We start from the raw sequence: 20,379 nt of genomic DNA on the forward strand, positions 1-20,379 counted from the left end.
TCAAAGGGACTATAATGGCGAAGAAAATTCAAGGTTATATCAAGTTGCAGATCCCTGCCGGAGCTGCAAATCCGTCACCGCCAATCGGTACTGCACTCGGTCAGCGCGGTGTGAATATTATGGAATTCTGTAAGGCTTTTAATGCCGCGACAGGCGAGATGGAAAAAGGGATGCCGATCCCGACCATCATCACCGTGTTCCAGGATAAAAGTTTTACATTTGTGACCAAGGCGCCGCCGGCATCATTCCTTATTATGAAAGCGGCCGGTCTGAAAAAGGGATCCTCCACTCCCGGTCGTGCGTCTGCAGGAACTATTTCTCTGGACAAGGTTCGTGAAATTGCCGATTTCAAGATGCAGGACCTGAACGCCAATTCGATTGAAGCGGCTATGGAAATCATCAAAGGTACCGCCCGTTCTATGGGCATGAAGGTGGAGGGTTAAGATTATGGCGCGTATTTCCAAACGTGTTAAGGCCATCCGTGAAGGTCTGAATACAGACGCTCTCCTGACTGTTGAAGATGCTGTGAAGCTGGTCAAGGAAAAAGCAACTGCGAAATTTGACGAAACTCTTGAGATGGCTGTGCGTCTGGGTGTTGACCCGCGTCACGCTGACCAGATGGTTCGTGGAATGGTCTCCCTGCCCAACGGGACGGGTAAAGACGTTCGTGTGGCTGTGTTTGCCCGCGGTGACAAGGCTGACGCCGCCAAGGCTGCCGGTGCCGACCTGGTTGGTGCCGAGGATCTGATGGAGGCGATTCAGGGCGGCGAAATGAATTTCGACCGTTGTATTGCCACACCGGACATGATGGCAATCGTTGGCCGTCTTGGTAAGGTGCTCGGTCCTCGCGGTCTTATGCCAAACCCTAAACTGGGTACGGTTACCCAGGATGTGGAAGCTGCCGTTAAGGCGGCCAAGGGTGGCCAGGTTGAATTCCGTGTCGAAAAAGCCGGTATTGTTCATGCCGGTTTCGGTAAGGCAAGTTTTGACGAAAGTGCTCTGATCGAAAATGCCAAGGCATTGCTTGATGCGCTTTTGAAAGCCAAACCGACCGGAGCAAAGGGTTCATACCTCAAAGCTATTTCCATGAGCTCCACGATGGGTCCTGGTGTGAAGGTTGATGTGGCCGCTGTTTCCGGCGACTGACACCAAAAAGATTTTGGTCATTCCTTACAGGAGTGACCGCTAAGGAATTCCGTTGGGTTCGCCTGGCGGAAACTTTGGTCCCGGAGAGGCATGTTTATACAGCTCAAAGGGACCGCCTGTCCGAAACTGCAGGTGTCCTTCTTCTTTTGAAGGAAGGGCTTAAGCGCAAGGCCTGCAATAGATGGGAGTGTAGGGGTTCCCCTACAGTTTCCGTTTCCTGTCCTGAAAGGGGCAGGATTTGACAGGTTTAACAGGTGTGGAAGCATTTGTTTCCATGCTGTGGCTCAACTAGCAGGAATTCGACCTTTCGGGGAAGTGTTTTTGCGTAATTGAATCGGAGACGAGAATGGATAGAGCCCAAAAGAAGGAATCAGTTGCCTTCTTGAAGGATGTCTTCAGTAATTCCGCGACGGTTGTTGTTGTTCGCAACAATGGTCTGAGTGTTGCTGAGATGACAAACCTGCGGAACGAAATGCGTGAAGCAGGCGCCAGTCTTAAAGTGGCTAAAAACCGCCTTGCTCGTCTTGCTCTTGAAGGTTCCGATCTGGAATCAGTTGGTGAATTTCTGGTTGGTCCGACCGCCCTCGGTTATTCCGAAGATCCGGTAGCTCCGGCCAAAATTCTGGTAAAATTTGCCAAGGGTAACGACGCGCTCGAAGTCCTTGGTGGTGCAATGGGAACGACCGCTCTTGATGTGAATGGAGTTAAGGCTCTGGCAGAACTGCCGTCCCTTGACGAACTTCGCGGCAAGCTTGTCGGTCTTCTGCAGGCACCGGCTACCAAGCTGGCTGCTATTACCCAGGCACCTGCCGGACAACTGGCTCGTGTTTTCGGTGCTTACGGATCGCAAGGTTAAGTGCGAAGGTTTTTGGTTTTAGATTGAATTTTTTTGAATTAAGGAAATGAACAATGGCTGATCTTGGAAAGCTTGTTGATGAACTCTCTACACTGACCGTTCTGGAAGCTGCAGAACTGTCTAAAATGCTCGAAGAAAAATGGGGCGTATCTGCCGCTGCTCCTGTTGCTGTTGCTGCTGCCGGTGCTCCGGCTGGTGGTGAAGCCGCAGAAGAAAAAACTGACTTTGATGTTGTTCTTACCGCTGCCGGCGATAAGAAAATCAACGTCATTAAAGAAGTCCGCGCCATCACCGGTCTTGGCCTGAAAGAAGCCAAGGAACTGGTTGAAGGTGCTCCTAAGACTGTTAAGGAAGCAGCACCGAAGGCTGAAGCTGAAGAGCTTAAAGCCAAACTGGAAGCTGCTGGCGCTTCTGTCGAGCTCAAATAGAGTTGACAATTCTGGGTGGCCGGTTGCCCGATTAGGGCGACTGGCCATTCGGCCTCTCGGGGCGAATATCTGTCTGGACATGATGGGGTTCTGGTAATTCTGGTGGGAAAACAACATATTACCATTGAAATTAAAAGAGATTTGGTCCATTTTAAGCTGCCGTTTTCAGAAGAAATTTCTGAAGCGGTTTCTGCCGTCTAGATAGATAATTTATTTTATCACTCTGATTTTTAATGCCAAGGCATTGATATTAGAGGTTTTTTTAAATACTGTGGCGAGGATTCAGCATGGCGACTTCCTATTCCAGTCGTAAAAAAGTTCGCAAAAATTTCGGACGTATTACAGAAGTGGCAGAGATGCCGAACCTGATCAAGGTGCAGGTCAGCTCCTATGATCAGTTTCTTCAGACTGATATTGAGGCCGAAGACCGAAATAATGACGGTCTGCAGGGCGTGTTCAAGTCTGTTTTTCCGATTACCGATTTTGCAGAGACGGCTTCCCTGGAGTTTGTCTCCTATGAACTGGAAAAACCCAAATATGATGTTGAGGAATGCCAGCAGCGCGACATGACCTATGCTGCGCCCCTGCGTGTTACTCTTCGCCTGATTGTTTTTGAAGTTGACGAGGAAACCGAAGCACGGTCCGTCCTGGACATTAAAGAACAGGATGTTTACATGGGCGATCTGCCCCTGATGACCGATAACGGTACCTTTGTTGTCAACGGTACGGAACGTGTGATCGTCAGCCAGATGCACCGCTCGCCAGGTGTGTTCTTCGATCATGACAAGGGTAAAACCCACTCTTCCGGTAAGTTCCTGTTTGCAGCACGTGTGATCCCTTATCGCGGATCCTGGCTGGACTTTGAATTTGACGCCAAGGACATTGTCCATGTGCGTATTGACCGTCGCCGTAAAATGCCGGTGACAACCCTGCTGTATGCGCTTGGCATGTCTTCCGAGGAAATTCTCAATTTCTTCTATGATTTTGCGACCTATAAACGCAACAAGAGCGGCTGGATTGTTCCCTTTGATCCGGTAAACTGGCGCGGTGCCAAACCGGCCTTTGATCTTGTGAATGCCGCGAACGGCGAAGTTGTCGTCGAAGCCGGCAAGAAGATAACCCCGCGTCTGGCCAACAAGCTGGCCAAGGACGGCCTGACGGAGCTGCTTCTTCCCAAAGAAGAGCTGATCGGTCGTTTTGCCGCCGAGGATATGGTGAACGGGAAAACCGGTGAAATTTATATCGAGGCCGGTGAGGAGATCACGGAAGATCACCTGCAGGTTCTTGAAGATGCCGGATACAAGGAAGTCAACACCCTTGATATCGACCATGTGAATATCGGCCCTTATATTCGTAACACCCTGATGGGTGACAAAAGCGAAAATGAGGAAATGGCGCTGTCCGAGATCTACCGCGTCATGCGTCCCGGTGAGCCGCCGACCCGTGAAACGGCCGATGCGCTGTTCCATGGCCTGTTCTTTGATGAAGAACGCTATGACCTGTCCTCAGTCGGTCGCGTGAAAATGAATATGCGTCTTGGCCTGGATGCGGAGGACAATGTCCGCGTTCTGCGCAAGGAAGACATTCTGAAGATCCTGAAAACCCTGATGGAACTGAAAGACGGCAAGGGCAGTGTCGATGATATCGACCATCTGGGTAACCGTCGTGTGCGTTCTGTCGGCGAGCTGATGGAAAACCAGTATCGTATCGGTCTGCTTCGCATGGAGCGCGCCATTCGTGAACGGATGAGCAGCATCGATATCGACACCGTCATGCCCCATGATCTGGTCAACGCGAAACCGGCCGTGGCCGCGGTGCGTGAATTCTTCGGTTCGTCCCAGCTCAGCCAGTTTATGGACCAGACCAACCCGCTCAGCGAGATTACCCACAAGCGTCGTCTTTCGGCGCTTGGCCCGGGCGGTCTGACCCGCGAGCGTGCCGGCTTTGAAGTGCGCGACGTGCATACGACCCATTACGGCCGGATCTGTCCCATTGAGACTCCTGAAGGACCGAACATTGGTCTGATCAACTCCCTGGCGACCTTTGCCAAAGTCAATAAATACGGCTTTATCGAAACTCCTTATCGCAAGGTGCATGACGGCAAGGTGAGCGGCGATGTGATTTACCTGTCCGCTATGGAAGAGGAAAAATACACTGTTGCCCAGGCCAATACGCCGCTGAATGACGATGGGACCTTTGTGCCGGAACTGATCGACTGCCGTGAGGCAGGTGAGCATCACCTCAAACAGCCCGAGCAGATCGACCTGATGGACGTTTCTCCCAAACAGGTTGTGTCCGTTGCGGCAGCACTTATTCCGTTCCTGGAAAACGATGACGCCAACCGCGCGCTGATGGGATCAAACATGCAGCGTCAGGCCGTGCCTCTGGTACGGGCGGAATCGCCTTTTGTCGGTACCGGCATGGAACGGGTTGTCGCCCGTGACTCCGGGGCTGCCATTGTGGCCGAACGTGCCGGTATTGTGGATCAGGTCGATGCGACCCGTATTGTGGTGCGTGTGACGGAAGAAGTCGAGCCGGGTGCGTCTGGTGTGGATATCTACACCCTGCGCAAGTTCCAGCGTTCGAACCAGAACACCTGCATCAACCAGCGTCCGCTGGTGAAAGTCGGTGACATTCTGAACCGCGGTGACGTCATGGCTGACGGTCCGTCCACGGACATGGGCGAACTGGCGCTTGGCCGGAACGTTCTCGTGGCCTTTATGCCCTGGAACGGTTACAACTTCGAGGATTCCATTCTGATTTCCGAACGGATCGTGAAAGACGACGTCTTTACCTCTATCCATATCGAGGAATTCGAGGTGATGGCCCGCGATACCAAGCTTGGTCCGGAAGAAATCACCCGTGATATTCCAAACGTGGGTGAGGAAGGGCTTCGCAGCCTGGACGAGGCCGGCATCGTTTATATCGGTGCCGAGGTTCATCCTGGTGACATTATGGTCGGTAAAATCACCCCGAAAGGCGAAAGCCCGATGACACCGGAAGAAAAGCTTCTGCGTGCCATCTTTGGCGAGAAAGCTGCTGACGTGCGGGATACATCCCTGCGCCTGCCGCCGGGGGTTGCCGGTACTGTCGTGGAAGTTCGTGTCTTCAACCGTCACGGTATCGACAAGGACGAACGCGCGATCGCCATCGAACGTGAAGAGATCGAGCGTCTGTCAAAAGACCGTGAGGACGAGCAGAATATTCTCGACCGCAATATCTATGCCCGTCTGAAGCCGATGCTTCTGGGCAATGTGATCACCAGCGGCCCGAAAGAGGTCTCCAAAGGCGAAACCGTTACGGCCGAGCTTCTGGACGGTCTGTCCCGCGGCCTGTGGTGGCAGATTGCCGTCGATGACGAAAAAACCATGGAAGATGTGGACAGCCTTCACAAGCAGTTTGAAGAAGCCCGCGATCGTCTGCGTGCCCGTTTCGAAGAGAAGATCGAGAAACTTCAGCGCGGTGACGAACTGCTGCCAGGCGTTCTGAAAATGGTCAAGGTCTTTGTGGCCGTGAAGCGCAAGCTGCAGCCCGGTGATAAAATGGCCGGTCGTCACGGTAACAAAGGGGTGATTTCCCGCATTCTGCCGCAGGAAGACATGCCTTACCTGGAAGACGGTACTCCGGTGGATATCGTACTGAACCCGCTTGGTGTGCCGTCACGAATGAACGTGGGTCAGATTCTGGAAACTCACCTTGGCTGGGCTTCTCGTGGCCTGGGCGTGCAGATTTCCCAGATGCTTGATGATGTCGCTACCGATACTTCTGCCAAGGCAGAAGGTCTGCGCGGCAAGCTGAAAACCATTTATGGTGACGATCAGTATGATGCTGAAATCGGCTCTCTGGAAGACGAGGATGTTGTCGGTCTGGCAGGGTTCCTGCGGAACGGTGTGCCGATGGCGACACCGGTATTCGATGGCGCCCATGAGAAGGACGTTGTCGATATGCTCGAACTGGCCGGTCTTAACGGATCCGGTCAGGTTGATCTCTATGACGGCCGTACCGGTGAGAAATTCGACCGTAAGGTGACTGTTGGCTATATTTACATGCTGAAACTGCATCACCTGGTTGATGACAAGATCCATGCCCGGTCCATCGGTCCGTACAGCCTTGTCACACAGCAGCCGCTGGGTGGTAAAGCCCAGTTCGGTGGTCAGCGCTTCGGGGAAATGGAGGTCTGGGCCCTTCAGGCTTATGGCGCCGCCTATACCCTGCAGGAAATGCTGACTGTGAAATCGGATGATGTAAGCGGTCGTACCAAGGTCTATGAAGCAATCGTACGTGGTGACGACAGCTTCGAAGCCGGTATTCCGGAATCCTTTAACGTTCTGGTCAAAGAGATGAAGTCTCTGTGTCTGAATGTTGAACTTATCAATAATCCTTAAGAGCGGACGAGATTTAGGAGAATATTAGGTTATGAGCCAGGAAATTATGAATTTCTTCAACCCGGCTGCGAAACCGGAGACTTTTGATAACATCAAAATCTCTATCGCCAGTCCGGAACAGATCCGCTCTTGGTCTTTCGGTGAGATCAAAAAACCGGAAACCATTAACTACCGGACCTTCAAGCCGGAAAAAGACGGGCTCTTCTGTGCCCGTATTTTCGGCCCGATCAAGGACTATGAATGTCTCTGCGGCAAATACAAGCGGATGAAATACCGCGGTATTACCTGTGAGAAATGTGGTGTTGAAGTTACCCTCAGCAAAGTCCGTCGTGACCGCATGGGGCACATTGACCTTGCTGCACCGGTTGCTCACATCTGGTTCCTGAAGTCCCTGCCGAGCCGCATCGGTCTGATGCTTGATATGACTCTGAAGGATCTGGAACGTGTTCTTTATTTCGAGAACTATATTGTTGTGGAGCCCGGCCTGACGTCGTTGAAAATGAAGCAGCTTCTGTCAGAAGATGAATATTATCGCGCTCAGGACGAATATGGCGAAGACAGCTTTACCGCCGGTATCGGTGCCGAGGCCATCAAAATCCTGCTGGAAAATGTCGATCTGGTAGCGGAGCGGGAAGACCTGCGTCGTGAACTGGCCGAGACCAAGTCCGAACTGAAACCCAAGAAAATCGTCAAACGCCTTAAAGTGATTGAAGGTTTCCTGGATTCCGGCAACAAACCGTCCTGGATGATCCTGGACGTGCTGCCGGTTATTCCGCCGGAACTGCGCCCGCTGGTGCCTCTGGATGGCGGCCGGTTTGCGACTTCCGACCTTAACGATCTTTACCGTCGGGTGATCAACAGGAACAACCGTCTGAAGCGCCTGATGGAGCTTCGGGCGCCTGACATCATCGTCCGAAACGAAAAACGTATGCTGCAGGAAGCTGTTGATGCCCTGTTTGACAACGGCCGTCGCGGCCGGGTTATCACCGGCGCCAACAAGCGTCCGCTGAAATCCCTTTCCGACATGCTGAAAGGTAAACAGGGACGTTTCCGTCAGAACCTGCTTGGCAAGCGTGTTGACTATTCCGGTCGTTCCGTGATCGTGGTGGGGCCTGAATTGTTGCTACATCAATGCGGTCTGCCCAAGAAGATGGCGCTGGAGCTGTTCAAGCCGTTCATTTATGCGCGCCTTGACAAGCTTGGCATTGCCACAACCATCAAACAGGCTAAAAAGCTTGTGGAAAAAGAGCGCCGCGAAGTCTGGGACGTTCTGGACACCGTGATCCGTGAACATCCGATTATGCTGAACCGTGCGCCGACACTGCACCGTCTTGGCATCCAGGCGTTTGAGCCGGTTCTGATTGAAGGTAAGGCCATTCAGCTTCATCCGCTGGTCTGTGCCGCCTTTAACGCCGACTTTGACGGCGACCAGATGGCCGTTCACGTGCCGCTGTCCCTTGAGGCCCAGCTCGAAGCCCGTGTTCTGATGATGTCTACAAACAACATCCTCAGCCCGTCCAACGGCAAACCGATTATCGTACCGTCCCAGGATATCGTCCTTGGTCTGTATTATATGACGTCTGAAAAAGTCGGCGAACCCGGCGAAGGCATGGCCTTTGGTAATATGGAAGAAATCGAACAGGCCCTGTTCAGCAAGGTGATTACCCTGCACAGCAAAATCAGGGCCCGTTACAAGACTGTTGATGAAAATAACGAGCCGGTTTCCCTGGTGGTGGAAAGTACCGCCGGGCGTCTGATGCTGGCCCAGTATCTGCCGAAACACCGGAACGTTCCCTTTGACCTGATCAACCGTCAGCTCACCAAAAAGGAAATTTCCCAGGTGATCGACGTGGTTTATCGTCACGCCGGCCAGAAAGATACCGTTCTGTTCGCTGACGGGATCATGCGCCTTGGTTTCCGGGAAGCCTGTAAAGCGGGTATTTCCTTTGGCAAGGACGACATGGTTATTCCTGACGCCAAGATCGAACTCATCAATACAACTTCCGACGAAGTCAAGGAGTATGAAGCCCAGTATAACGCCGGTCTGATTACCCAGGGCGAGAAATACAACAAGGTGGTTGATGCCTGGTCCCAGTGTACGGACCGTGTGGCCGACGCCATGATGGCGGAAATTTCACAGACCGGTGTTGATCCGGAAACCGGACGCTCCCGTGAAATCAACTCCATTTATATGATGGCTCACTCAGGTGCCCGTGGTTCTGCGGCCCAGATGAAACAGCTTGCCGGTATGCGCGGCCTGATGGCCAAACCGTCCGGCGAGATTATCGAAACGCCGATTATTTCCAACTTCAAGGAAGGCCTCAGCGTTCTCGAATACTTTAACTCGACCCACGGTGCCCGTAAGGGTCTTGCCGATACAGCGCTGAAAACCGCTAACTCCGGTTATCTGACCCGTCGTCTTGTGGACGTGGCGCAGGATTGCGTCATTGTTGAACAGGATTGCGGTACCCAGGCCGGTATTGATATCAGCGAAGTGGAAGAGGGTGGCGATGTGATCGTTTCCCTCGGTGATCGTATCCTTGGCCGTTGTGCGGCTGTTGATGTGGTCGATCCGGTGAGTGAACAGGTTGTGGCTGAAGCCGGCACCTATCTTGACGAAATCATGGTCGAGAAAATCGAAAATGCCGGTGTCGCCACTGTGAAGGTCCGTTCCGTACTGACCTGTGAAGCCAAAGTCGGGACATGTGCCAAATGTTACGGCCGTGACCTGGCCCGCGGTATTCCTGTGAATATGGGTGAAGCAGTTGGTGTTATCGCTGCCCAGTCCATTGGTGAGCCGGGTACCCAGCTGACCATGCGGACTTTCCATATTGGTGGTGCGGCGTCTTCCGTTTCCGAGCAGTCCTCCATCGAGGCGTCTCATGACGGCAAGATCAAACTGGCCAACCGTAATGTGGTGACCGATTCAAAAGGTCGCCTGATTGTCATGAACCGGAACACCGAGCTGACCATTCTTGATGAAGAGGGTCGCGAACGTGTCACGCATAAAGTACCTTACGGCGCCCACCTCATTTCTGATGAAGGTGCCGAGATCAAGCACGGCGACAAGCTTGTCGAATGGGATCCATATACCTTGCCGATTATCACCGAAAAAGGTGGTATCGTCCGTTACGTGGATCTGATCGAGGGTGTTTCCATTAGTGAAAAAACCGACGAAGCAACCGGTATCGCCAGCAAGGTCGTCATCGACTGGCGCTCTCAGCCCAAAGGGGCGGATCTGCGTCCTCGCATTACCCTGCGTGATGCGGATGATCAGATCGTGGAACTGGCAAACGGTACCGAAGCCCGCTACTTCATGTCAGTAGGCGCCATTCTGTCGGTCAACGACGGTGCGGAGGTTCATGCCGGTGACGTTGTCGCCCGTATTCCCCGTGAAGCGTCCAAGACCAAGGATATCACCGGTGGTCTGCCGCGTGTGGCGGAACTGTTTGAGGCCCGTCGTCCGAAAGAGCATGCTGTCATCGCAGAAATCGACGGTTATGTTGAATTCGGTCGCGACTATAAAAACAAACGTCGCATCGCCATTCGCCCTGCCGAGGAAGATTCCGAGCCTGTTGAATATCTGATTCCGAAAGGAAAGCATATTTCCGTTCAGGAAGGGGACTTCATCCGTCGCGGTGAATATCTCATCGACGGTAATCCGGCACCGCACGATATCCTGAAAACCATGGGTATCGAGGCACTGGCCAACTATCTGGTCAACGAGGTGCAGGAAGTTTACCGCCTGCAGGGTGTGGGCATTAACGACAAGCATATCGAAGTGATTGTGCGTCAGATGCTGCAGAAAGTGGAAATCACCTCACCGGGCGAGACCACCTTCCTGCTGGGTGAACAGGTCGATCGTATGGAGTTTGAAGAACAGAATGCCAAAATGGAAAAAGAAGGCCGTCTGCCCGCCAAGGGTGAGCCGCTCCTGCTTGGTATTACCAAAGCTTCGCTGCAGACCCGGTCCTTCATTTCCGCCGCCTCCTTCCAGGAGACAACCCGCGTTCTTACCGAAGCTGCGGTGTCCGGCAAGCACGACACACTGAACGGTCTGAAAGAGAACGTGATTGTGGGTCGCCTGATTCCGGCTGGTACCGGATCAACCATGAGCAGGTTGCGCCGGGTTGCCCAGGCACGTGATGCAGAAACCATCGGTGCGGAAGAGTCCAGAAGTGAAGCTCTGCCGCTCGAGGATGCCGACTCAGCGCCAGCGGAATAAACGACGGAAAGCATCTCCCGACAGAATTTTGCCGGGTTGGGGTCCTTTGGGACCTGAATGTTGAAAGAATATTTTAAGAATCAGGGCCGGTCTTCCCGAATGTAAGGGAAAACCGGCCTTTTTTCCCTAAAAGACGGTTCTATGAAAAGCCTGTTAAATTTTCCTTGACTGTGAATATAAGCGCACATAGTATGCGCTCACTCTTTGAGGGGCAGGTGGTAGGCCAATATCAGCCTAAACGCTGCGCCTAAGATACTCAGAGACTGGAAATTTTTGGATTAGACGGAACAGCCGGAGCAGGGGAGACCTCTGCTCTATTGCTTTTTTTGATAAAAGGGCGTGGCTGTTTCTCTTGTTGTACGAAAAGAAAACGACTTAAGGATCTAATATGCCGACAGTTAACCAGTTGGTACGTAAACCGCGCAAAAAACCGGCCGCCCGTAACAAGGTGCCCGCACTGCAGGCGTGCCCGCAAAAACGTGGTGTTTGTACTCGTGTTTATACAACAACACCGAAAAAGCCTAACTCAGCCCTGCGTAAAGTTGCCCGTGTGCGTCTGACCAACGGTTTTGAAGTTACAAGTTATATCCCGGGTGAGGGACACAACCTGCAGGAACATGCCGTAGTGCTGATCCGCGGTGGTCGTGTGAAAGACCTTCCTGGTGTTCGTTATCATGTTCTGAGGGGTGTTCTGGATACACAGGGTGTATCTGATCGTCGTCAGGGCCGTTCTAAATATGGTGCAAAACGTCCTAAGTAAGGACCTGTTGCTAAGGAATTGAGATATGTCGCGTCGTCACGCTGCTGAAAAACGTAAGGTACTGCCGGATCCCAAGTTCGGGGATATCGTGCTGACTAAATTCATGAACAACCTGATGGTTGATGGCAAGAAATCCGTTGCGGAAAAAATCGTATATGGAGCTCTTGATCTTGTTCAGGCTAAAACCGGTCAGGAGCCGCTGGAAGTATTCCACCAGGCCCTTGATAACGTAAAGCCGGCGGTTGAGGTTCGCTCCCGTCGTGTGGGTGGTGCAACCTATCAGGTTCCTGTCGAGGTTCGCACCGAGCGGGCCCAGGCTCTGGCTATCCGCTGGATGATTGATATGTCTCGCAAGCGCAATGAAAACACCATGACCGAGCGTCTTGGTGGCGAACTGCTTGATGCACTGAATAACCGTGGTGCTTCTGTGAAGAAGCGTGAAGACACACACCGTATGGCAGAAGCCAACAAGGCTTTCTCGCATTACCGCTGGTAATTGCTGGATTAGGGAATTTGTAAGATGGCACGCATTACTCCACTCGAAAGATATCGCAATATCGGCATTATGGCCCATATTGACGCGGGTAAAACAACCACTACTGAACGTATCCTGTTCTATACAGGTGTGAGCCACAAGATTGGTGAAGTTCATGATGGTGCTGCAACCATGGACTGGATGGAGCAGGAGCAGGAGCGTGGAATCACGATTACCTCTGCGGCGACCACTTGTTTCTGGAATGACCACCGCGTCAACATTATTGACACTCCTGGCCACGTAGATTTTACGATTGAAGTTGAACGTTCGCTCCGTGTTCTTGACGGGGCGGTTGCTGTTTTTGACTCTGTTGCCGGTGTTGAGCCACAGTCCGAGACTGTATGGCGCCAGGCTGACAAGTACGGTGTGCCGCGTATGTGCTTCATCAACAAGATGGACCGTATGGGTGCCGACTTCTACCGTTGTGTCGATATGATCAAAGATCGCCTTGGTGCTGTTGCGCTGGTTACCCAGCTGCCGATCGGTGCTGAAGCTGAATTTGAAGGCATGGTTGATCTGCTCAAAATGAAAGCGATTGTCTGGGATGACGAGAGCATGGGCGCCAATTATGTTGAAAAAGACATTCCGGCCGACATGCAGGATGACTGCGAAACTTACCGTTTGGAAATGATCGAGACTGTTGTCGAGCAGGACGAAGACGCAATGGAGCAGTATCTTGAAGGCAATGAGCCCGATATTGATACGCTGAAGAAACTGATCCGCAAAGGCACGATTGTCGGCGATTTTGTTCCGGTGCTCTGTGGTACGGCCTTTAAAAACAAAGGTGTGCAGCCTCTTCTTGATGCGGTTGTTGACTATATGCCATCTCCGACAGACGTGGAAGCCATCAGGGGTGTTTCCATTGATGATCCTGAGCAGGAAATCATTCGCAAATCTTCTGATGAAGAGCCGTTCTCCGCTCTGGCCTTTAAGATCATGAACGACCCGTTTGTGGGAACGTTGACATTCTGCCGTGTTTATTCCGGTGTTCTGGACACAGGAACCCAGGTTCTGAATTCCGTGAAGAACAAAAAGGAAAAAGTCGGCCGTATGCTGCAGATGCATTCCAACTCTCGTGAGGACATCAAGGAAGCCCGCGCCGGTGATATCGTGGCGATTTGTGGTCTGAAGGGCACAACAACAGGGGATACCCTGTGCGCCAGCAACAAGCCGGTTATCCTGGAGCGTATGGAATTCCCCGAGCCGGTGATTTCTGTTGCTGTTGAGCCTAAAACAAAGGCCGACCAGGAGAAAATGGGCGTTGCCCTGAACCGTCTTGCTGCCGAAGATCCAAGTTTCCGTGTGCGCTCCGATGAGGAAAGCGGTCAGACCGTTATTTCCGGTATGGGCGAGCTGCACCTTGATATCCTGGTTGACCGGATGAAGCGTGAATTCAAGGTTGAAGCCAATGTGGGCGCTCCCCAGGTTGCTTACCGTGAATCCATCGCCCGCGAGATCGAAGTTGATTACACACATAAGAAACAGTCCGGTGGTTCCGGTCAGTTCGGTCGTGTTAAAATGGTTGTTACCCCTGGTGACCGTGGTACCGGGATTGAGTTTAAAGACGAAATTAAAGGCGGTAACATCCCGAAGGAATATATTCCCGGTGTTGAAAAAGGTATCCGCGACATCGCAGAGAGCGGCGTTCTGATCGGCTTCCCGATCATCGACTTTTCCGTTCGTCTGGTCGATGGTGCCTACCATGACGTTGACTCCTCCGTATTGGCTTTTGAGATTGCCGGTCGTGGTGCCATGCGTCAGGCTGCCAAGGATGCCGGTATCAAACTGCTTGAGCCGATCATGAAGGTTGAAGTTGTGACACCGGAAGAATATATGGGTGATGTGATTGGTGATCTTAACTCACGTCGCGGCCAGGTTGCGGGCACTGAAGGCCGCGGTCCGGCACAGGTGATCACATCAATGGTACCGCTTGCCAACATGTTTGGTTATGTGAACCAGCTGCGGTCATTCACTCAGGGTCGTGCGCAGTATTCCATGCAATTCGATCATTACGCCGAAGTTCCCAACAATGTTGCTGAGGAAGTCAAGGCAAAGTACGCATCTTAATATTTTAACGAAGCTAACTTTTCCCGCGAGGATAGAGCGGGGCGCTTGAATATAAGTGAGAAGGTAAAGAAAATGTCAAAAGAAAAGTTTGAACGCAATAAGCCGCATTGTAACGTTGGTACCATTGGTCACGTTGACCATGGCAAGACGACCTTGACTGCGGCGATCACGAAGGTTCTTGCTGAAGCCGGTCACGGCAAGGCAGTTGATTTCGCGAACATCGACAAGGCTCCTGAAGAGCGCGAGCGTGGTATCACGATTTCGACGGCTCACGTTGAGTATGAAACAGACAACCGTCACTATGCGCACGTTGACTGTCCTGGCCATGCTGACTATGTGAAGAACATGATCACCGGTGCGGCGCAGATGGACGGCGCTATTCTGGTTGTGAACGCTGCTGACGGCCCGATGCCTCAGACCCGCGAGCACATTCTTCTTGCCCGTCAGGTTGGTGTTCCTGCGCTGGTTGTGTTCCTGAACAAGGTTGACCAGGTTGACGACGAAGAGCTTCTCGAGCTTGTCGAGATGGAAGTTCGCGAGCTTCTGACCGAATATGATTTCCCGGGCGACGATATTCCGATCATTGCCGGTTCTGCTCTTGCGGCTCTTGAAGGCCGTGATGACGAGATTGGCAAGAACAAGATCCTTGAACTGATGCAGGCTGTTGACGACTATATTCCTCAGCCGGACCGTCCGAAGGATCAGCCGTTCCTGATGCCGATCGAGGATGTGTTCTCTATTTCCGGTCGTGGTACAGTTGTGACCGGCCGTATCGAGCGCGGTATTGTGAAGGTTGGCGAGGAAGTCGAGATTGTCGGTATCCGCGACACCCAGAAGACAACTGTGACCGGCGTTGAAATGTTCCGCAAGCTGCTTGACAGCGGTGAGGCCGGTGACAACGTTGGCGCGCTGCTGCGCGGTGTTGGTCGTGAAGATGTTGAGCGTGGCCAGGTTCTGGCCAAGCCGGGCACCATTACACCGCACACCAAGTTCAAGGCTGAAGCCTACATCCTGACCAAGGAAGAGGGCGGTCGTCATACACCGTTCTTCACCAACTACCGTCCGCAGTTTTACTTCCGTACAACTGACGTGACCGGTGTTGTGACCCTTCCGGAAGGTACGGAAATGGTTATGCCTGGTGACAATATTGCGGTTGATGTCGAGCTGATCGCTCCGATCGCCATGGACGAAGGTCTGCGTTTCGCCATCCGTGAAGGCGGTCGTACCGTCGGTGCCGGCGTCGTTGCCAAAGTTATCGAATAGTATTTACTTGGGAGCGCGGGCGTTAGCCCGCGTATTTAATTATGTTGGACTCACAAAATATACGTATCCGCCTCAAGGCGTTTGATCATCGCGTCCTGGACCAGGCTGCCGGTGAAATCGCCAATACGGCTAAAAGAACAGGCGCCAGCGTACGCGGCCCCATTCCAATGCCGACGCGGATTGAGAAATTCACGGTTCTGCGGTCTCCGCACGTGAACAAGAAATCACGGGAACAGTTCGAAATGCGCACACACAAGCGCCTTCTCGACATCGTTGAACCGACACCTCAGACAGTAGACGCGCTGATGAAGCTTGATCTTGCTGCCGGGGTCGAAGTTGAAATCAAGCTGCAGGGGTAATGAGCATGCGTTCAGGACTTATTGCAAAAAAAGTAGGTATGTCACGGATTTTCGGCGAAGGCGGAAAACACGTTCCGGTAACAATTCTGCATGTGGATAACCTTCAGGTCGTTTCTCACAAAACAACTGAAAAAGACGGTTACAACGCACTGCAGCTCGGTGCCGGCAATGCCAAGGTCAAAAGAACTTCGCAGCAGATGCGCGGTCATTTTGCCAAATCCAAGGTTGAACCCAAAGCGAAACTCGCTGAATTCCGCGTAGCTGATGACGCCTTTATTGACGTCGGTGCGGAACTGAGCCCGGAACATTTTGTCACAGGACAGATGGTTGATGTTGCCGGTACCTCCAAAGGTAAAGGTTTTGCCGGTGGTATGAAGCGCCATAACTTTGGCGGTCTCCGTGCATCACATGGTGTGTCCGTATCCCACCGTTCACATGGCTCCACAGGTCAGTGTCAGGATCCGGGCCGCGTGTTCAAGGGCAAGAAAATGGCCGGACACATGGGTGACGAGCGTGTGACTATTCATAACCTTGAAGTGGTTGCCACAGACGTGGACGAGGGTCTGCTTCTGGTAAAGGGTGCTGTACCCGGTGCCAAGGGCGGCTGGATTTTAGTCAGTGATGCAGTGAAAAAAGCTCTGCCCGAAGGTGTGCCATATCCTGGTGCAGTCAAGGTTGCGGGTGCTCCTGTTGTCGAAGAAGCTCCGGCTGAGGAGGCTCCCGTACAGGAAGCCGATACAGCTGCAGAAGCTCCGGCTGACACTGCAGAAGAAAACAAGGAATAACGACCGATGAAAGCCGATGTATTTAAGCTTGATGCGAAAAAGGCTGGTGACGTCGATCTCGACGACGGCATCTTTGGTCTGCCCGAGCGCGCAGATGTTCTTCAGCGTGTAGTCGTGTGGCAGCTGGCCAAGCGCCGTGCCGGAACCCACAAAGTGGCGACCCGCGGTGAAGTGGCCGGTACAACAAAACGTCGCGGTCGCCAAAAAGGCGGCGGTACCGCTCGTCATGGTAACGGTAAAGTAAGCCAGTTCCGTGGTGGTGGTCGCGCATTTGGTCCGGTCGTACGCTCTCATGCACACGATCTGCCGAAGAAAATTCGCAAACTTGGCCTGAAAACAGCCCTGTCCAGCAAACTTGCCAATGGCAACCTGATTGTTCTGGATAGTGCGGACCTCAAGGCGCCGAAAACCAAGGATCTGGTAAAGGCGCTTGATAAGCTTGGTGTAAATAACGCCCTGTTTATTGATGGTGCCGAAGTCAGTGAAAACTTTAAACTCGCAGCTGCAAACATCCCTAACGTGGATGTACTGCCGAGCCAGGGCGCCAATGTCTATGACATTCTGCGTCGCCAGAAACTGGTTCTGACCAAAGCAGCCGTGGAAAGCCTGACGGAGAGGCTGAAATGAGTGAATTGAAACATTACGATACAATTCTTGGTCCAGTGATCACCGAGAAGTCCACCATGGTTTCAGAATATAACCAGGTGGTTTTCCGGGTGCCGTTGACTGCCACCAAGCCGGAAATCAAAAGTGCTGTTGAAGCATTGTTTGACGTCAAGGTCGAAGCAGTGAACACCATCCGTGTCAAAGGTAAGGTAAAACGTTTCCGTGGCCACAAAGGTCGTCGGAACGATTACAAAAAAGCGATGGTCAGACTGGCTGAAGGTCAGTCCATCGATGTGACGACGGGGATCTAACAATGGCTTTGAAAACATTTAATCCGACAACACCCAGCCAGCGTTCGCTGGTTCAGGTGGATCGTTCAGAACTCTGGAAAGGCAAACCCGTCAAGTCACTGACCGAAGGTTTGACCAAATCAGGTGGACGTAACAACGCTGGTCGTATTACTGCCCGTCGCCGTGGCGGCGGTCACAAACGGGCTTACCGTCTGGTTGACTTCAGGCGTCGCAAATGGGACATGGAAGCAACTGTACAGCGCCTGGAATATGATCCGAACCGGACAGCTTTTATTGCCCTGGTTGAATATGCAGACGGCGAACAGGCCTATATCCTTGCTCCCCAGCGTATTACTGAAGGCGACAAAATTATCGCCGGTGAAAAAGTGGATGTGAAACCCGGCAACGCGATGCCGTTGTACAGCATTCCGGTTGGTTCCATTGTTCACAATGTTGAACTGAAACCTGGCAAGGGCGGTCAGATTGCCCGTTCAGCCGGTTCCTACGTTCAGGTAACCGGTCGCGACCAGGGCTATGTCCTTGTCCGCTTGTCTTCCGGTGAACAGCGTTACATTCGGTCCGATTGTATGGCCACCGTTGGTGCGGTGTCCAACTCTGACCATCAGAACATCAAACTGGCGAAAGCCGGCCGCAGCCGCTGGCTTGGTAAACGCCCGTCTGTCCGTGGTGTTGCGATGAACCCGATTGATCACCCGCATGGTGGTGGTGAGGGTCGTACTTCCGGTGGTCGTCATCCTGTGACACCCTGGGGTAAACCGACCAAGGGTAAACGCACCCGTAGCAACAAGTCGACGGATCGCTATATTCTGCGGTCCCGTCACGAGCGCAAGAAATAAGGAGACAGACGAATGGCACGTTCAGTATGGAAAGGTCCGTTTGTCGATCTGCATCTTCTCAAGAAGTCAGAATCTATGACGGAATCCGGTAAAAACTCACCGATCAAGACATGGTCTCGTCGGTCGACTATTTTACCACAATTTGTTGGGCAGACTTTTAATGTCCATAACGGTCACAAATTTATCCCTGTGTATGTCACAGAGGATATGGTTGGCCACAAACTTGGTGAATTTGCGCCGACACGGACCTACTACGGTCACGGTGCAGACAAAAAAGCGAAGAAGAGGTAAAGGACAGTGGGTAAAACATCAGCACCACGCCGCGTTGCCGAAAACGAAGCTCTGGCAGTTGCCAATATGGTTCGTATCAGCCCCCAGAAACTTAATCTGGTGGCCGGCATTATTCGCGGTCAGAAAGTAGAGAAGGCGCTAGCTGACCTGACTTTCTCCAAACGCCGTATTGCCAAGGATGTAAAGAAGGTTCTTGAGTCTGCCGTTGCGAACGCGGAAAACAACCATGGTCTCGATGTGGACAATCTGGTTGTAGCAGAGGCAAGTGTCGGCAAGTCACTGGTCATGAAACGCTTTCGTCCGCGGGCCCGTGGTCGTACAGGCAAAATTTTGAAACCTTTCAGCCGGATCCGCATTGTGGTCCGCGAGGTTGAGGAGAGCGAATAATGGGTCAGAAGGTAAATCCAATTGGTCTTCGTGTCGGTATTAACCGCACCTGGGACTCTCGCTGGTACGCAGAAGGCGAGGAGTATGGCACTCTTCTGCATGAAGACCTTGCGATCCGTAATTTCATAATGACAGAGCTCAAGCAGGCAGGCGTAAGCCGCGTTGTGATTGAACGTCCGGCGAAGAAAGCCCGCGTGACTATTTATTCAGCCCGTCCGGGTGTGATTATCGGCAAAAAAGGCGCAGACATTGAAAAACTGCGTCAGAAAATTGCCGGCATGACCAAAGCCACTGACGTAAGCCTGAATATTGTTGAAATCCGCAAGCCGGAAATCGATGCCCAGCTGGTTGCCGACAATGTGGCCCAGCAGCTGGAACGCCGTGTTGCCTTCCGTCGCGCCATGAAACGCGTGATGCAGAGCGCCATGCGTCTAGGCGCCCTGGGGATCCGGATCAACAGCGCCGGCCGTCTTGGTGGTGCAGAGATCGCCCGTACAGAATGGTATCGTGAGGGTCGTGTGCCGCTGCACACATTCCGTTCCGATATTGACTATGCGGAGAGCAAAGCCCAGACACCTTATGGCATCATCGGCATCAAGGTATGGATTTATAAAGGCGATATCATGGAACATGATCCCATGGCCCGTGACAATCGCATTAACGATCAGCAGAAATCTGCTGGCGGCGGCAAAGGCCGTTAAGGGAAATTTGAGGTAAGACTATGCTTCAGCCGAAAAGAACTAAATTTCGCAAAGCCCATAAAGGCCGCATTCACGGGAATGCCAAAGGCGGTACGTCACTGACTTTTGGTGCCTATGGTCTGAAAGCTTTGCAGCCCGAGCGAATTACTGCCCGCCAGATTGAGGCCGCACGTCGCGCCATGACCCGTCACATTAAACGTGCCGGTAAAATCTGGATCCGTGTTTTCCCGGATGTGCCAGTTTCCTCCAAACCTGCCGAAGTCCGTATGGGTAAAGGTAAAGGTTCGCCGGAATATTGGGCATGCCGTGTAAAACCGGGCCGTATTCTTTTTGAAATGGATGGTGTGCCCCAGGATCTGGCTCGTGAAGCCTTTGATCGTGCAGCCGCCAAATTGCCGATCGCGACGCGTTTTGTAACGCGTCTCGGTGAATAAGTAG

At 52.6% G+C, this 20,379-nt stretch carries 19 protein-coding genes; all 19 read left to right on the plus strand.

The features are described from left to right. Positions 1–14 precede the first annotated feature (14 nt). The 19 genes from rplK (at position 15) to rplP (ending at position 20,375) form a co-directional block, all read left to right on the plus strand. The gene (rplK, locus tag ACORNT_RS09915) at positions 15–443 is read left to right on the plus strand and encodes a 50S ribosomal protein L11 (protein ID WP_321389875.1); all 429 of its coding nucleotides are present in this window, start codon (positions 15–17) and stop codon (positions 441–443) included. Between the two features lie 4 nt (positions 444–447). Further along, a complete protein-coding gene (gene rplA, locus ACORNT_RS09920) occupies positions 448–1,146 on the plus strand; it encodes a 50S ribosomal protein L1 (protein ID WP_321389878.1) in 699 nt (232 codons plus the stop codon). A 346-nt stretch (positions 1,147–1,492) separates the two neighbouring features. Next, positions 1,493–2,002, plus strand: coding sequence for a 50S ribosomal protein L10 (gene rplJ, locus ACORNT_RS09925; RefSeq protein ID WP_321389881.1), 510 nt, complete (start codon positions 1,493–1,495; stop codon positions 2,000–2,002). Between the two features lie 53 nt (positions 2,003–2,055). Next, positions 2,056–2,430: a 50S ribosomal protein L7/L12 gene (gene rplL / locus ACORNT_RS09930; protein ID WP_321389884.1), complete on the plus strand. Its 375-nt coding sequence runs from the start codon at positions 2,056–2,058 to the stop codon at positions 2,428–2,430. Positions 2,431–2,717: 287 nt separating this feature from the next. Beyond that, entirely contained in the window at positions 2,718–6,815 is a 4,098-nt protein-coding gene (gene rpoB / locus ACORNT_RS09935; protein ID WP_321389887.1) for a DNA-directed RNA polymerase subunit beta, read from the plus strand. Positions 6,816–6,846: 31 nt separating this feature from the next. Beyond that, on the plus strand, positions 6,847–11,040 hold the full coding sequence (rpoC, locus tag ACORNT_RS09940) for a DNA-directed RNA polymerase subunit beta' (protein WP_321389891.1): 4,194 nt from the start codon (positions 6,847–6,849) through the stop codon (positions 11,038–11,040). A gap of 388 nt (positions 11,041–11,428) precedes the next feature. Continuing rightward, positions 11,429–11,800 (plus strand): 30S ribosomal protein S12, encoded by a 372-nt coding sequence (rpsL, locus tag ACORNT_RS09945; protein ID WP_139937775.1) that lies wholly within the window; start codon positions 11,429–11,431, stop codon positions 11,798–11,800. 25 nt (positions 11,801–11,825) lie between these two features. Then, positions 11,826–12,296, plus strand: coding sequence for a 30S ribosomal protein S7 (gene rpsG / locus ACORNT_RS09950; protein WP_321389898.1), 471 nt, complete (start codon positions 11,826–11,828; stop codon positions 12,294–12,296). 24 nt (positions 12,297–12,320) lie between these two features. Beyond that, on the plus strand, positions 12,321–14,402 hold the full coding sequence (gene fusA, locus ACORNT_RS09955) for an elongation factor G (protein ID WP_321389900.1): 2,082 nt from the start codon (positions 12,321–12,323) through the stop codon (positions 14,400–14,402). Between the two features lie 72 nt (positions 14,403–14,474). Continuing rightward, positions 14,475–15,665: an elongation factor Tu gene (tuf, locus tag ACORNT_RS09960; protein WP_321389869.1), complete on the plus strand. Its 1,191-nt coding sequence runs from the start codon at positions 14,475–14,477 to the stop codon at positions 15,663–15,665. A gap of 44 nt (positions 15,666–15,709) precedes the next feature. Further along, the gene (gene rpsJ / locus ACORNT_RS09965) at positions 15,710–16,024 is read left to right on the plus strand and encodes a 30S ribosomal protein S10 (protein WP_139940487.1); all 315 of its coding nucleotides are present in this window, start codon (positions 15,710–15,712) and stop codon (positions 16,022–16,024) included. A gap of 5 nt (positions 16,025–16,029) precedes the next feature. Continuing rightward, positions 16,030–16,809, plus strand: coding sequence for a 50S ribosomal protein L3 (gene rplC / locus ACORNT_RS09970; RefSeq protein WP_321398062.1), 780 nt, complete (start codon positions 16,030–16,032; stop codon positions 16,807–16,809). Between the two features lie 6 nt (positions 16,810–16,815). Further along, positions 16,816–17,436: a 50S ribosomal protein L4 gene (gene rplD, locus ACORNT_RS09975; RefSeq protein ID WP_321389905.1), complete on the plus strand. Its 621-nt coding sequence runs from the start codon at positions 16,816–16,818 to the stop codon at positions 17,434–17,436. Continuing rightward, a complete protein-coding gene (locus ACORNT_RS09980) occupies positions 17,433–17,726 on the plus strand; it encodes a 50S ribosomal protein L23 (protein ID WP_321389907.1) in 294 nt (97 codons plus the stop codon). Before rplD ends, ACORNT_RS09980 begins: the two co-directional genes overlap by 4 nt. Before the next feature lie 2 nt (positions 17,727–17,728). After that, positions 17,729–18,562 carry a 50S ribosomal protein L2 gene (gene rplB / locus ACORNT_RS09985; RefSeq protein WP_321389910.1) on the plus strand — a complete coding sequence of 278 codons (834 nt, stop codon included), beginning with the start codon at positions 17,729–17,731 and terminating at the stop codon, positions 18,560–18,562. Positions 18,563–18,574: 12 nt separating this feature from the next. Next, positions 18,575–18,853: a 30S ribosomal protein S19 gene (rpsS, locus tag ACORNT_RS09990; RefSeq protein ID WP_321389913.1), complete on the plus strand. Its 279-nt coding sequence runs from the start codon at positions 18,575–18,577 to the stop codon at positions 18,851–18,853. A 6-nt stretch (positions 18,854–18,859) separates the two neighbouring features. Beyond that, positions 18,860–19,240 carry a 50S ribosomal protein L22 gene (gene rplV, locus ACORNT_RS09995; RefSeq protein ID WP_420717494.1) on the plus strand — a complete coding sequence of 127 codons (381 nt, stop codon included), beginning with the start codon at positions 18,860–18,862 and terminating at the stop codon, positions 19,238–19,240. Next, positions 19,240–19,941 carry a 30S ribosomal protein S3 gene (rpsC, locus tag ACORNT_RS10000; RefSeq protein WP_321389915.1) on the plus strand — a complete coding sequence of 234 codons (702 nt, stop codon included), beginning with the start codon at positions 19,240–19,242 and terminating at the stop codon, positions 19,939–19,941. The genes rplV and rpsC overlap by 1 nt, the downstream gene beginning before the upstream one ends. Before the next feature lie 20 nt (positions 19,942–19,961). Then, positions 19,962–20,375 (plus strand): 50S ribosomal protein L16, encoded by a 414-nt coding sequence (gene rplP, locus ACORNT_RS10005; RefSeq protein WP_321389918.1) that lies wholly within the window; start codon positions 19,962–19,964, stop codon positions 20,373–20,375. Positions 20,376–20,379 lie beyond the last annotated feature (4 nt).

The sequence above is a fragment of the Emcibacter sp. genome, from assembly GCF_963675455.1.
Taxonomy (GTDB): domain Bacteria; phylum Pseudomonadota; class Alphaproteobacteria; order Sphingomonadales; family Emcibacteraceae; genus Emcibacter.